Origin of the sequence: Streptomyces sp. NBC_01591, assembly GCF_035918155.1 — a bacterium.
GTDB lineage: Bacteria > Actinomycetota > Actinomycetes > Streptomycetales > Streptomycetaceae > Streptomyces.
The window spans coordinates 710,121-723,726 of record NZ_CP109328.1 but is presented as its reverse complement, the minus strand read 5'-3'; the positions used below and the strand labels follow the sequence as shown (position 1 = coordinate 723,726).

The following is a 13,606-nucleotide window of genomic DNA, read 5'->3' as shown; positions in this document are numbered from 1 at the left end:
GATGACCGAGTCCCTGCGTACAGCCGAGAACGAGACCGCCGTCCTGAGCTGGGGTGCGGGGCGGACAGGACAGCTCGGCAACGGCACGACTGTCGACTCCCTGGTGCCCGCGCAGGTCACCGGCACGGCACGCGGTGACGTCGTGCGGCTCTCCGCCGGCGGCACGAACAGCAGCGACTCCTTCGCCCTCGCCCTGAGCGGGGGGACGGTCCAGGCCTGGGGCCACAGCTCTTCCGGCCAGCTCGGCAACGGCGGCAACACCAACCAGACCGTGCCCACCACGCTCCCGCGCCTGAGCAGCATCAAGGACATCGCGGCCGGCGGGCAGCACGCCCTCGCCCTCGACACCAGCGGCCAGGTCTACTCCTGGGGTGACAACGCCTACGGGCAGCTCGGCAACAACCGCACCGGCGATTCCCGCACCGTCCCCGACCGAGTCCAGGGCATGCCCAAGGTCAAACAGATCGCGGCGGGCGTCGACTTCAGCCTCGCCCTGCTGGAGAACGGCAAGGTCTACGCCTGGGGCCGCGGCGTCCACGGCCAGCTCGGCAACGGCAGCCGCGCCACCAGCTCCGTACCCCGGCAGGTCCTGGGCCTGCAGGACATCGCCGCCATCGCCGCCGGAGGCCACCACGGCCTCGCGCTGACCGCGGACGGCACGGTCAAGTCCTGGGGCTACAACCTCTACGGACAGCTCGGCAACTCCACCACCAAGTCCGCCACCGTTCCGGTCGACGTCGACTGGATCGAGGGCATCACCACCCTCGCGGCCGGGGCACACCACAACTACGTGATCACCAGCGACAGCAAGATCTGGGGCTGGGGCAACAACCAGTACGGCCAGCTCCTGGAGTCCGACGAGACGTTCGACAACAACATCTCCCGCACCAACCGCACCGCCCCCGTCGAGATCCCCCGCCTGGAAGGTGTCCAGCACATCGCCGCCGGCGCCCGCCACGGCGTGGCCGTCACCGCCGACGGCATCTACACCTGGGGCCACAACGGCGAGGGCCAGCTCGGCAACGGCACGACCGTGGCCCGCTACGAGACCGTGAAGGACCTCGACCAGGGCTCCGCGATCAAGAGCGTCACGGCCTCCCTCGGCGGCAACACCACCTACGCCTACTGACCCACACACAACCCCGGCACGTTCCCGGCGTATGGCCCGTCAGAGGCCGTGCCCTGCCGCGGAGGCAGGCGCGGCCCGCGGCAGGCGCACCGGGGGTTCAGGTCCCGGGGTCGGGGGCCGTCTTGAGGTCGTACGAATCGAACAGGGCCGCCGCCCGTGCCGCCTGCTTGGCGCGTTCGTCGGTCAGGTCCGCGAGGCGTGCGACCCCTGCCGGCCCGTCCTCGCCGAGCTGGTCCCGGGCCTGTTCCAGTCCGGCGCGGATGGCGGCGATCCAGGCCGGGTTGATGCGAGCCGCGGCCGAGGAGCTGATCCGGCGTGTGCTCTCGTTTCACTCGCGGGTGGGGGAAGCGGAGGCGATGGCTGTTGGGGTGCCGGCGGCCGCCGCCGCGTTGGCCAGGACGACCCGGAGCTGTACCCGCTTGCGGGCCGGGTGTGGGCGGACTGGCTCTACGGTGAGCACTCCCCCGCCCACCGCCGCCAGATCCTTGACGAATTCGCCTCCGATTTCGTCGGTGGCACTTCTGATATTCCTGCTGTGCTGCGTGTTCTCAGTTCCGTGAAGGTGCTCGGGGAAGGGATGGATACGGCGGAGTGTGATGCGGTTCTTTTCGCGGATGCGCGTGGGTCGATGGTCGACATCGTGCAAATGGTCGGGCGTGCCCTGCGGACCCGTCCCGGGCGGGGAAAACTCGCGACGCTGATCGTGCCGGTATTCCTCGAGCCGGGCGAGAAGCCGGATGAAATGGCCTCCCAGTCGTGGCCGGCCGGACCTCGGCTGCCGTCGCAACCGGTGCAGCCGTCCTCGCCGTGGATGTGGCCGGCCATCCAGGCGTTGACCGCCACGTTGACGATGACGCCGTACAGGTCGCCGCCGCTCTGTGCCAGGGCGTCCGGGACTCCGGCGAGGACCACCGCCTGGCCGCCTGTGCCCTGCGCGTCGATGCCGAGGTCCCGCTGGAAGTACCAGTCCCAGTAGGTCTGCGCCTGGTCCTGCGCGCGCTCCCACGCCCCGCACCCGTACATCGCCCGGTGTTGTATCTCCCACGCGCCCACGTCCACAGTCGCACGGTACGCCCGTGCGTCTGCGGCGGAGCCCCGACGCTGGAGGGGCCCTCACATGCAGTGGCCCCGGCGCCCCAGCCGCCCCATCGGGCAACGCTCTCTGCCCTCGGGGGCCTGGGCCCGCACCGTATATCCCGGGTATGCAGGGAAGGTTCACTCCGCCCAGCCCGGAAGGCCACACGGATGCGCCCACACGCCTACAATCCCGCCCACGACGGCGCCGAAAAGGATCGTGCGACGGCGCGCAAGCCTCCACGTGCCCCGGAGAGAGCCGGGAGCTCCGCCCCGCAGGGGTTGTTCGCGCTTCAGCGCACGACGGGGAACGCGGTCGTGGTCCAGATGCTGCGGCAGGCGGGCCACCCCTGGGCCGAGGAGACGCACCAGCACGGTGCGGGCTGCGGGCATGAGCAGGACGGACAGCCCACGGTGCAACGTTCCGCCGCGCACGAGGTGCTGCACTCCGCCGGACAGCCCCTGGACAGCGGAACCCGTGCGGACATGGAGGCCCGGTTCGGCGCCGACTTCACCGACGTACGCGTCCACAACGACGGCGCCGCCCGCGCCTCCGCCGCCGAGATCGGCGCTCGCGCGTACACCTCGGGAAACCACATCGTGCTGGGCGACGGCGGGGGCGACCGGCACACCCTGGCCCATGAGCTGACCCACGTCATCCAGCAGCGCCAGGGCCCGGTGAGCGGCACCGACAACGGCGGCGGCCTCCGGGTCTCCGACCCGTCCGACCGGTTCGAACGGGAGGCGGAAACGCATGCGACGCGCGTCCTGTCCGCCAGCGCCCCGGCCCGTAAAGCAGCGGAGGCGACGGCCCCCGCGCCCGGCTCGGGCGACCCATACGTGCAGCGGATGCGCAGCGATAACCCCCACGCCGCCGGCGACACGCACAACGGGTGGGAACTGACCGCGCACCACATCGTTGCCCACTCCCAGCTGACCGGCGCGCTGGAATCCATGGACCCCGGGCAGCGGGCGCCCCTGCTGCGCCAAGCGGTTCCCGAGGTGATCACCGACAAGATGCTGGAGAATCTGAAGGTCGAGATTCCGCCGCACATGAACCGGGACGACTTCAAGAAAAGGTTCCGCGCCGCGCTGGTCAAGACGGGCGGGGGCGACACGGCCGAATTTCAGGGAAACAACCTCAATGAAATCCGCTACGCCTTCTACGAGTGGCAGGGCGGCAATCAGTTCCTCGGCCCCAGCACCAGCCTCCGCGCGGAACCGACCAAGAGCGGGGACGACACGGACTACGACGGCCGGTACTTCTCTCCGCTCGAAAATGACCGGTTCACAAATCTCACCACTCTAGGAGACGAGCTGAAGGCCGCGAACGCGGCCAAGGACAAGAAGAAACAGGCTCGCCTTCTGCGTGAAATCCTGAGCATTACCGTGAACGCCTCCCCGCATCCGTTCGACGCCGGGGCCTGGACCGAGGTGACCTCGATGGAGGAAGTGGACCGGCTGGCAGGTGCCCTGGGCAGAGACCACATGCGGGACTACACCTACTTCATGATCCGGATGGACGAGATCGAGAAGGGGAGGTACCAAGGGATCTCCCAGAACAAGGAGAAGACGAAGTTCTTCTACTACGGTGAGCCGATCCACCCCATGGAGATCAAGGGCTCGTTCATCTACATCAAACTGAACACCGCACAGGAAACAGTCATCCCGAAGGAAAAGGTGTCGCTCGCCGGACTCCTGCCCAACGCCCGGGAAACCGGTGAGGACATGGAATTCGATCTGCCCGCCTACAGCCGCGTCGGCAACGGGGCCCTCACCCTGGACGGATACGCCGGATCGATCCCCGTCGAGGAAGCACCGACCGGCCGATACCGGATGAAGCAGCACATCTATAAGAACCGGAAGCTCGAAACCGACGCCGCGGGACTGAAACTGTCCGACTTCTGCGTGGAGGTCGGTGTCCCGACCTCCACCTTTCTGCCCCGCGTTCTGGCGGAGGCGCTGGCCTAAGAGGTCGTTTTCTCCCAGTGTTTTATCCCGGGATCTACTGTTTGGTCTGTGGTGTCGGGTCGCGCCAGGAGATGGTGGCTTCGCCGGTGAGGCGGCGGGCCATGAGGTCGGTCATGGCGAGGTGAATCATGGCTTCGGAGCGAGTGGGCAGGGTTTCGAGTCACGGGCCAGGCGGCGGTGGAGCATGAGCCGGCCATAGGCCCGCTCGATGGCCCATCGCTTCGGAATGGGGGTGAAGCCCCTGGTCCTGGATGCGGCGGTGGCCCCAGCGGGGATCTTCATCGGCCAGGCGCAGCGCGGGACTCTCGAGTGCGGTTGCCGTCGGCGGCCGTCCGGTGCGGGAGCCGCGGCGGAGTAGTCCCGCTTCCTGGCGATCGGTTTGCGGTGCCAGGTCAGCAAAGTGCCGGGGGTGGCGGGGAAGACGGTGGCCCAGCGGCCACGCGGTATCAGCGAGCTGAGGGCGGCGAGCCAGAATCGGTCGGCCGGCTCATAGCGCACCCTGCCCTTCACGTGCCTGCGCAGGATGGCATTCTCGTGCCGCGGCACCAGCAGTTCGCATCCTTGGCGGTGTCTCGGCACAGTAGGACCGCGGGGACGGACAGCAGCGCACGGGCGGTGCGGTAGAGCGGGGACACGATCATCAGGGCAGCATGACAAGTCCCCACCGACGACCCTGGAGGCGGGTACTGACCAGCAGCGATGACTTTACGAGCCCCACGCCTCGCCATGGTGTTCAAACTGGTCGAGTCCGCCCCAGGCCCGATGGCGCGCGATCACCGCAGACCACCTCGTGTCCCTCGTGCGCACGGGCGCCCGCTTCGAGAACGGCATCCTAGTCGAGCGCGCCGACGTGGCGGCATGACCGCACCGCCCGGCCGAGCTCTGCCTGGCACGGCTGGAGATCCGCCCCTCCGACCCGCGGCCCCCTCGCGCCTGCCGATTAAACGACTCGCCGATCACTCATCAACGTGACGAAACGACCAAAGGTCTCGTCCCCGGCGCGACTGTCGCCGAGCTCCGCGCACAGCGCAGGGAACTCGGCCCACGCCTCGCCCGCGACGGCCCACCGCGCAAAGCTGCTGCGCCCGTCGTGGATGCGCGCCTCGTCAACCCACTGGTCGAGGCCGTCGCCCATCGAGTAGACGAAGAAGTGCGCGTCCTCCATGGCCGGTGCCAGGAGGTCGATGAGCTGGTGAAGGTTGCGTATGTCGATGTAGCAGATGTCCGACAGTTGCTCCAGGCAGAGGTAGTCAGCCTCCGGTGGCCCCAGGTCGAATTCCCATCCTCTCCCATGGACCTTCTGGTTGAGCAGATGGACCGGCCAGGTTTTCTGCCTGGGCATCTCGGCAGTCACCAGTGCCAGCGTTTCCTCGGCCAAGGACCGCCATCCCGGACGTACTCGAACAAACGTCGTGGACAGGTCGGGCCACGGCGACACTTGAGGAAACCGCAACCGGAACCGCCCGTACCAACGATCATCGCGCCAACGATCATCACCCCTGGTGACAAACGTCCCGGATAGCTCGACCGGATGAGGCTCTCTCATGGGCTGAGCATACAAGCCACCGCCGTCGAGCCCCTGAAGCAATGCGTCCCGTCGGCAAGCCCTTCTGAGCCGGCATTCCAGGCTCGAGCACAAGGCTTTCCCTGCTGCGGCCGGGCAACGCCGGCGCGAACACCGTGAGCGACCACATGACCGTCTTGGACGCCGCCCTCGCCCAGATCCCCGATGCCCATCGCCATGGCACCGGGATCCTCATCCGCACTGACAGCGCCGGAGGCGCCAAAGTGTTCCTGGCCCATCTGCGAAATCTGCCTGGTCGCCTGCGGCGGCAACCTCTAGTCGGTGCCGACCCGCAGGGTCCGACCGCGTCAGCTGGTGGAGAGCCGGGCCACGAAGTCGCAGGGCATGCTGCATTCCACCGTCGCGGGGCCAGCGGCGAGACGCTGCTGGCCACCCATCCTCGGGCGGTCGACCGCGGGGTCCGCGTCGTCGAAGAGGCCCACTGCGCGTCGGTTGTCCTGAGAATGGGCTGACCAGCGACGACTAGGTTCGATGTCAAGAGCGCTCAAGACATTGCGAGTCCCGCGACTGTCTTGAGCGTCAGAGACTGGAAGCGGTGTCTTCTGGCTCTGGCGAGGGCTCGGTGGTCTTGGGGAAGCCCAACTCGTCCAGGAGCGTACTGAAGAGATCCTCCACGAAGGTTTCCCGCGAGCGCAGCATTTCCTCGATCCGGGGCTGTTGCGCTACCGCCGCTGGCATGCCGGACTGTCCAAGTCGTTGGTATCAGTGGACGATTCGCTCCATGATCCAGTCGACCAGTGGCTTGGTCACCTGGCTGTGCTCAGTGTTCTCGCTGTCGCACTTGAACTCGTCGAGCGCGCTCTTCTCGTCGGCTTCCTCGACCTTCTCGTACGGGTTGACGTCCCACTTGGCCGGGTCGTAGTCCAGCGCGACCGCACTCACGGAGGGGACGAAGCAGCTGAACTTGTACTTCTCCGGGATGTCAGCCCCGAGTGCCGCGGCAATCTTGCCGAAGGAGCCGAGGGTGCCACCGGGCGTGCCGTCGAGGCCGGGAACGTACGAGGTGAAGCCCCGTCGGACCTGGCCGACGGCCCGCATCTCACCGATCGGCTTGCGCGTTCCGCCGTTGGGCTGGAAGTTCGCCTGGGCGTAGACGACCAGCGGCACCTGCCGCTTGAACACCTCCGTGCCGGCCGGCAGGTCGCGGCCGGTGCCGTTGCCGGTGCCGTTGGCCACGCCCAGCTTGCGCGGCCGTTGCGGGAACTGGCCGAGGTCGCGCAGTTCGGCCAGGAACTGCGTGCGCAGTTCGCTGGAGGTGGCGACGGGGCCTTCGTACTTCGCGTCCGGGATCCAGGCGTACAGCAGCTGCTGCGCGGCGGGGCTCCTGATCAGCTCGGCCTCTTTGACCTTGCCGGGCTTGGCCGGCAGCGACTCGAAGAAGTAGGCCATCTGCTGGAGGATCAGCGGGATCCAGGCGCCGTTGTGTGGGGAGTCCCAGGAGAGGTAGGTCGCGGTCTCGTGGTCCTGGCGCTGGTTCTCCATCTCGGCGAGGGCGTACCGGGTGATGATGCCGCCCATGCTGACCCCGCCGACGATCAATGGCTCACCGCCCTGCCTCTCTTGGATGACCTTGTTGATGGCGCTGATCACCACCCCGGCGTTGGCCTGGATGTAGGTGTGGCGCTCCTCGAAGCCGACCAGGACAACGTCGATGCCCGCGGTGAGCAGCTGCTCGAGGAAGCCCACGTTGCTGCCCGGGTAGGGCGCGTTGAAGTGGGCGAACAGCCCCGGCAGGTCACTGCGGCCGTAGTTGAAGCCGTCCGCGAAGATGAACGGCCGCTCCAGCTCGTCGTGGCCGTCGGCGAGGTAGACCGCAGCCTCGCCGAGGGCCACCTCCCGCCGGTACGGTCGGGCGGACCGAAGCGGCCAGGTGTGCTTCGGCTGCCGGTCGCTGTCGCGCGCCGCGCCCGTCGGGGTGCCGAACCAAGGGCCCTGCGGCAGGTTCTTGGCGAACTCCGCCACCTTGTCCGCCGAGGACTTCTCCTCGGCCTGCTTCCACGTCAGTTCGACGTCGATCCTGGCTTCCTGTGACATGGGACAGCTACCGCCTCTGCGTAGGTGTTGTTCACGGGCCCGCCACAGCCCATCCCTGATCACGTGCGAGCGGGCGGGCAGTGCACGGGATTTGTCACAACTCCGGGCAGAGGATGAGATCCGCCACCTGCCCTCACAGTGACCACCTGTAACAATGCCATCACTCAGCGTGTCGCGCAAAAGCGGCACGCCTCGCCGCCCAGGCATCCTTCGGCAGTCAGTCAGCGACCGAGGAACTACCGCAACGGCTCGCCGGCCTCCTCACGGAACGCAGACATCGTTTGCGAACGGGGCATCCAACTCACTTCTCACGAGTACCGCGCACTCGGCCAGCGCCAGCACGAAGGCAAGGGTTGGCGCCGCCCTCCCGCTGGCGGGGATGGGGCACGGTGGCCAGAGCTGTTCGACCGGGTACGTGGTGCTGTCGTCGCCCTCGCTGGTCTCGGTCTCATACTCCAGCGTGGTCAGGACCAGGTCGGCGTCCGCGCGGGCGGAGGTTTCCCGGGCCACCACCCGGCGGGAGGACGCGTCGCGGATCGCGGACAGCCACAGCGGGCCCTCCTCGGTCGCGATCACGGTCAGGTCGGTGGCCCGCAGCCGGTTCGGCACGTTCGCGGTGAAGTCGCGTTGCACCGGCAGTAACGGCTCGATTCTCGCCCACTGCGTATCAGTCAACGGCACATCGACCCAACGATCACTAGATCCAAACGAAACTGCCTAGTCGCCTCGCAGCAGTGCGGCAGCTTCGTCGGCCGGGATGCCGCGGAGGAACGGCAGGATGCGGGAGAATCCGTGAAGCGTGTCCACGCCTGCCGCCGCGACGATCACAGTGATCGGGACTCGGGATTCGAAGAGATCGACCAGCCAGGTGGAGCGCAGGCGCCCCATGACGAGGCGGGGAGCGTCATCGCTGGGCTTGGTCCGGCTCAGAAGTTGGTCACTGTGTCCGTTCCGCGGCTGTAGCAGTTCGGGCGGAACAGGTAGCTCGCATTGCCCGGGGTCTCGAGCCGCTCGGCGGCTGCTGCCAACACCGCTTCGTGGACGACCGGGGCCGTCCTCCCACCTGGAGGTACGGAAATCCCCCTGCGGCCGAAGGGGTTGGCACCATTGTTCTTCGACGGCGGTGCCCTTCCCGTCGGGCGGGTGGCCGTCGGCCGGGGCCGTCGAACCGCGTCCTCGTCGTCGGCGTCGCTGACTGGACGGGACGGGACGGAGGAGCGTCTCGCGCTTGTCGTCGACTTGCCCTGTGATCCAGATCACGGGCCGCAGGTGCATCGTGGGCCGCGTGCCAGTGCCTTCTACAGGGTGTAGGCGACCGGCGAGAACAGGGACAGTGCGGATGGAGCAGAGTCGAGCCCGCGCGTTCGATGAGTTCGTGGCTGCCCGCTGGTCGGTGCTGGTCCACCTGGCCCGTCTGCTCGTCGGAGGCGATCGGCATCGGGCCGAGGACTTGTTGCAGGAGTCCTTGGTCAAGCTCTGGTTTGCCTGGCCCAGGGTCGCGGATGACGCACCGGAGCCGTATCTCCGCAAGGTGATGGTGCGTGCGGCGGCACGCTCGGGACAGCGGCGTTGGTGGGGTGAACGTCCCGTCGAACAGCTGCCCGAGGCGGCGGCAGTCGGCGATGTATCCGCGGACGTGGTGGAGCGTTCTCGGCTGGAGGCCGCGCTGGCCCAGTTGTCGCCGAAGCAGAGAGTGGCGGTGGTGATGCGCTACTACCAGGACCTGCCCGAGGGGCAGGTGGCGGAGGCGCTCGGGTGCCCGGTGGGCACGGCTCGGTCCCACGCCGCACGCGGAGTGGCGCAACTGAGGCAGCTCCTGGGCAATGTGAACGAGCCGGTGCGGTGAAGGAGAACCCCATGGATCACTTCGAGCGGCAGCTGGCACAGATGATGCGCGACACCGAGGCGCCCGCACCGTTCGAGCCGAAGCACCGGGAACGTCTCCGGGCAGGCGTGCGTGTCCGCTGTCGGAAACGGGCCGCGCAGAGGGCAGTCGGCTCCGTCCTGGCCGTCGTCGGCCTCAGTGTCGGACTGTTCCTGCTGCCCGGCCATGCGACTCGGGTCGAGCCCAGCCACCCCGGCCCACAGTCCGCGACGAGCCCGTCGCCCTCCGCCCCGCCCACGACACCCGACGCGCCCCCGAGCGCACCCCCCTCCTCGGGCACCTCCACTGCACCCGCGTCCCCGGACGGGACCGCCGCAATCACGCCGCCGGCCACGACCGGGAGTACGGCCACGGCCACCGAAACCCGGCCGGGAAGCACGGAGGGCGAGTCGCCGCCCTCGACCTCGGCCCCGCCTTCGGGTACGGCGACCGCGCGGCGCTAGCTGTCGATCACCTTGCCCTCGCTCGTCATCCCGTAACGCCGTAGCGCTCCGTCGCCCCGAGTGTCTTCGGCCTGCCCCGTACCAGGTCACAAAAAGGACAAAACATGAGAAGTCAAGGGCCGCTTGCCCTGAAGGACCTGAGCCGACTGCCGCACCGCGCACCGGTGGCGACGCACCACCCGGAGCCCGTCCTGGACGTAGTCGTCCCCGTGTTCAATGAGGAGAGAGATTTGGAGCCGAGCGTGCGACGGCTCCACGCGCACCTGTGCGAGACCTTCCCCTATCCGTTCCGTATCACCATCGCCGACAACGCCAGCACGGACAGCACCCCGCGGATCGCCGCTCGGCTGGCAGACGAACTGCCCGAAGCACAGTGGCTTCGGCTGGCCGAGAAGGGGCGCGGCCGGGCGCTGCGTACCTCCTGGTCGCTCTCGTCGGCCCCTGTACTCGCGTACATGGATGTGGACCTGTCCACGGAACTGACGGCGTTGCTGCCGCTCGTGGCCCCGCTGCTCTCCGGCCACTCCGATATCGCCATCGGCACCCGCCTGGCCCCCGGTTCCCGGGTGGTGCGCGGCCCCAAGCGAGAGATCACCTCTCGTTGCTACAACGCCCTCCTGCGCTCCGTCCTCGCCGTGGGCTTCTCCGACGCGCAGTGCGGATTCAAGGCAGTGCGGCGTGATGTGGCCGAGCGACTGCTGCCCCTCATACAGGACTCAGAGTGGTTCTTCGACACCGAACTGCTGGTGATCGCCGAGCGTGCCGGGCTGCGCATCCATGAGGTGCCGGTCGACTGGGTGGACGATCCCGATACCCGGGTCGACATCCTCGCCACGGCACTGGCCGACCTGCGCGGCATCGCCAGGATCGGCAGGGCACTGGCACGGGACACGCTGCCGCCGGGCGGGTCGCTCCGCGACGGTGGCGCCGACGCACCGGGCAGGCTCGCCACCCAACTCATGTGCTTCGCCGCCGTAGGAGCCGTCAGCACCCTCGCGTACCTGCTCCTCTACGCGGCGCTGCGCCCGGTGGCCGGATCCCAGGCCGCCAACGCACTCGCGCTGCTGGTCTGCGCCGTCGCCAACACGGCCGTGAACAGGCGGCTCACCTTCGGCCTCCGTGGCCGCGGCGGTGTGCTGCGCCACCAGGGCAGGGGCCTGGTCGTCCTCCTGATCGGCCTGGCGCTCACCGGCGGTTCGCTCGCCGCCCTGCACCACGCGGTGCCCTCGGCCGGGCAGGCCACCGAACTCGCCGTACTCCTCGCCGCCAACCTGGCCGCGACGCTGCTGCGATTCCTGTCCTTCCGAGCGTGGGTGTTCCGCGCATGATCAGGACCACCGCCCGTACGACCGCGACCAGCACCCTGAGCTGGAACGCGAGGCTGTCGCAGCAGCCCGCCACCACGGGCCCCGACCGCCGGCGCCGGCTGCGCCGCACAGCCGAGTACTACGGCCCCGTACTGGCCGTCTACGGCACGCTCAAGTTCATCGGCTTCGCCGCCTTCATGTGGCTGCTGCACTCCGCCGGGGACTACCGCACGAAGAACCCGCGCTTCGGCGGCGGCGCCCACCCGTGGGACGTCCTGGCCAGCTGGGACGGCTGGTGGTACCAGCAGATCGCCGTGCACGGGTACGACCCTCAGCTGGTCCCGATCCCCGGCGCCACCGGCCCGATCACCCTCGAAGGGAACTCGGCGGCGTTCTTCCCGCTCTACCCGGCGCTGATGCGGCTGGTCTCCGAGCTCACCGGCCTCGGCGTGTACGGCGCCGGCCTGCTGGTCTCCGTCGTCGCCTCCCTGGCCGCCGCCCTGGGCATCTACGCCATCACCGAACGCCTCGGCGGCAGACGGGCCGGGCTGGCCGCGGCCGGACTCTGGGCCGTCTGGCCCGGTTCCGGCGTGGAGTGGGCGGTCTACTCCGACTCCCTCTACGTGGCCCTGGCCGTCTGGACCTGCCATGCCGTCCTGAGCGGCCGCTGGCTCACCGCCGGTCTCCTCGCCTGCGTGGCAGGGCTCAACCGGCCCACCGCCATAGCGCTGATCGCCGCCGTCGCCGTCGCGGCCCTGCTCGCGCTCTACCGTCGCCGGGACGGCATCCTGCGTCCGGTGGCCGCGATGGCCGTCGCCCCGCTCGGCCTCCTCGCCTATCTCGGCTGGGTGGGTCACCAAATGGGCGACTACGGCGGCTACTTCAGGCTTCAGTCCGGTGCCTGGGCCCACGAGTGGGACTACGGCCAGCACACCCTCGACGTCCTCACATCCGTCCCGGTGGGCCACTCCGACTATCTCTCCGCCTGGCCCTTCGCGGACCTGATCGGCATCGGTGTCGTCCTGCTCGCGCTCGCACTGCTCCCGCTGCTGATCCGGCTGCGTCCCCCGGCCGTCCTGACGGTCTACACCGTCCTCACCCTCGTCCTCATCCTGGGCAGCCAGCAGATATTCGGCAACGTCTCCCGCTATCTGCTCCCCCTCTTCCCGCTCTTTCTCCCGCTCGCCCTCGCCCTGCGCCGCCTCAGCCTGACCCACCAGCTCATGCTCCTCGGCATCGCGGCCCTGGCTTCCGGCTCGTACGCGGGCTACGGCCTTTTCGAACTCGGCGTCCCGTAACCGACGGACCCAGGAATGGATGCCCGATGACCACGGCCCTGCCCACCGCCAAGCAGTCGGCCTCGAGTCCGGCACACCGTGATCCTGCACGCAATCCAGGTCCCGTACGGAACCCCACCGGCGCCCCCGAGCAGCGGCGACTGCTCGACCGACTGACCCTCACGGACCTCCGGGGGCTCCGGCTCTACCTGTTACGCGTCTGGGGCTGTGGCTCGTCGCCTACTGCACCGCCTGGCTGTCCCCTGCCGGATCCGACGCCAGGACACCCGCCCCATGGCTGTCCCGCTGGGAGCAATGGGACTGGGCGCACTATCAACGCATAGCCCAGTACGGCTACTTCGACCCCTTCCCGGGAATCGACCCCGCGTCCGACAACCGGGTGGCCTTCTTACGCTGCCGCCTGTGGTTGCGCGATTGGTTTGTCCAGCCATGCGCTGATGATCCGATTCGCGGTGTCGCTGACTTGCTGGTCACTCGTGTCGATGACTTGTGTGTCGGCCGAGTCCGACTGCCTCATCTGGTCTAGCTGCTGGATCGTCCGGCGAGGCGCAGCGCGTCGAAGGGGTGGGTGTGACCGAGGGTCTGGGCAACTGCCAGCACAGCGAGGTAGAGCGCCCCTGGCAGGACAAGCAGAGAGAACCACCGTTCTGCCAGCTTCTTGCCAAGCTCGGAGAGCAGACCTCCCATGGCACCGCCCTCCCTCGTGCGCCAGTCCCCCGGTCATACCACCACACGACGGCCGGTGACGGATAGTGACTGGGCGTCGGGCCGTCTCAGGGGCCATCCCGTCCGCCAGCAGGAGCCCGGCACAGGCGGGTGACGGCGGCGTCAGTGGACCGGTGTTCAGGTCCCGGCGACGGAATCCTCGACGTGTGTCCGG

Annotated in this window: 13 protein-coding genes and 3 pseudogenes; 9 read left to right on the top strand and 7 right to left on the bottom strand. The window is 68.6% G+C overall.

The annotated features are described in order from the left end of the window. The first annotated feature begins 1 nt into the window (after position 1). From OG978_RS44505 to OG978_RS44495, 3 genes are all read left to right on the top strand, one after another. Entirely contained in the window at positions 2-1,129 is a 1,128-nt protein-coding gene (locus OG978_RS44505; protein ID WP_326770766.1) for an RCC1 domain-containing protein, read from the top strand. Positions 1,130-1,160: 31 nt separating this feature from the next. Beyond that, positions 1,161-2,105, top strand: a complete 945-nt coding sequence (locus tag OG978_RS44500) for a helicase-related protein (protein ID WP_326770765.1) — start codon at positions 1,161-1,163, stop codon at positions 2,103-2,105. 425 nt (positions 2,106-2,530) lie between these two features. Beyond that, on the top strand, positions 2,531-4,174 hold the full coding sequence (locus OG978_RS44495) for an eCIS core domain-containing protein (RefSeq protein ID WP_326771071.1): 1,644 nt from the start codon (positions 2,531-2,533) through the stop codon (positions 4,172-4,174). A gap of 34 nt (positions 4,175-4,208) precedes the next feature. On the opposite strand, the pseudogene OG978_RS44490 reads toward OG978_RS44495, so the two are convergent. Beyond that, positions 4,209-4,420 (bottom strand): annotated as a pseudogene (locus OG978_RS44490) (IS5 family transposase); the annotation flags it as partial. A gap of 462 nt (positions 4,421-4,882) precedes the next feature. Between OG978_RS44490 and OG978_RS44485 the strand changes: the two are divergent. Then, positions 4,883-5,036, top strand: a pseudogene (locus OG978_RS44485) (IS256 family transposase); the annotation flags it as partial. A 78-nt stretch (positions 5,037-5,114) separates the two neighbouring features. On the opposite strand, the gene OG978_RS44480 reads toward OG978_RS44485, so the two are convergent. Then, a complete protein-coding gene (locus OG978_RS44480) occupies positions 5,115-5,552 on the bottom strand; it encodes a hypothetical protein (RefSeq protein ID WP_326770764.1) in 438 nt (145 codons plus the stop codon). A 269-nt stretch (positions 5,553-5,821) separates the two neighbouring features. Here OG978_RS44480 and OG978_RS44475 point away from each other — a divergent pair. After that, positions 5,822-5,989, top strand: a pseudogene (locus tag OG978_RS44475) (IS1380 family transposase); the annotation flags it as partial. Between the two features lie 289 nt (positions 5,990-6,278). Here the strand turns inward: OG978_RS44475 and OG978_RS44470 are convergent. The 4 genes from OG978_RS44470 to OG978_RS44455 all read right to left on the bottom strand — a co-directional run bounded on the left by OG978_RS44470 (position 6,279) and on the right by OG978_RS44455 (position 8,681). Continuing rightward, positions 6,279-6,437, bottom strand: coding sequence for a hypothetical protein (locus tag OG978_RS44470; protein ID WP_326770763.1), 159 nt, complete (start codon positions 6,435-6,437; stop codon positions 6,279-6,281). Between the two features lie 24 nt (positions 6,438-6,461). Then, positions 6,462-7,793 carry a hypothetical protein gene (locus tag OG978_RS44465; protein ID WP_326770762.1) on the bottom strand — a complete coding sequence of 444 codons (1,332 nt, stop codon included), beginning with the start codon at positions 7,791-7,793 and terminating at the stop codon, positions 6,462-6,464. Between the two features lie 261 nt (positions 7,794-8,054). Then, positions 8,055-8,468 carry a hypothetical protein gene (locus OG978_RS44460; RefSeq protein WP_326770761.1) on the bottom strand — a complete coding sequence of 138 codons (414 nt, stop codon included), beginning with the start codon at positions 8,466-8,468 and terminating at the stop codon, positions 8,055-8,057. A gap of 42 nt (positions 8,469-8,510) precedes the next feature. Beyond that, positions 8,511-8,681 carry a hypothetical protein gene (locus OG978_RS44455; RefSeq protein WP_326770760.1) on the bottom strand — a complete coding sequence of 57 codons (171 nt, stop codon included), beginning with the start codon at positions 8,679-8,681 and terminating at the stop codon, positions 8,511-8,513. Positions 8,682-9,132: 451 nt separating this feature from the next. Here OG978_RS44455 and OG978_RS44450 point away from each other — a divergent pair, with 451 nt between their 5' ends. The 4 genes from OG978_RS44450 (at position 9,133) to OG978_RS44435 (ending at position 12,726) form a co-directional block, all read left to right on the top strand. Beyond that, positions 9,133-9,639, top strand: coding sequence for a SigE family RNA polymerase sigma factor (locus OG978_RS44450; RefSeq protein WP_326770759.1), 507 nt, complete (start codon positions 9,133-9,135; stop codon positions 9,637-9,639). Between the two features lie 11 nt (positions 9,640-9,650). Continuing rightward, on the top strand, positions 9,651-10,121 hold the full coding sequence (locus OG978_RS44445; protein ID WP_326770758.1) for a hypothetical protein: 471 nt from the start codon (positions 9,651-9,653) through the stop codon (positions 10,119-10,121). A gap of 104 nt (positions 10,122-10,225) precedes the next feature. Next, positions 10,226-11,449 (top strand): glycosyltransferase, encoded by a 1,224-nt coding sequence (locus OG978_RS44440; RefSeq protein WP_326770757.1) that lies wholly within the window; start codon positions 10,226-10,228, stop codon positions 11,447-11,449. After that, positions 11,446-12,726: a glycosyltransferase family 39 protein gene (locus OG978_RS44435; protein ID WP_326770756.1), complete on the top strand. Its 1,281-nt coding sequence runs from the start codon at positions 11,446-11,448 to the stop codon at positions 12,724-12,726. Before OG978_RS44440 ends, OG978_RS44435 begins: the two co-directional genes overlap by 4 nt. 522 nt (positions 12,727-13,248) lie before the next feature. Here OG978_RS44435 and OG978_RS44430 read toward each other — a convergent pair. Continuing rightward, positions 13,249-13,413, bottom strand: coding sequence for a hypothetical protein (locus OG978_RS44430; protein WP_326770755.1), 165 nt, complete (start codon positions 13,411-13,413; stop codon positions 13,249-13,251). Between the last annotated feature and the right edge of the window lie 193 nt (positions 13,414-13,606).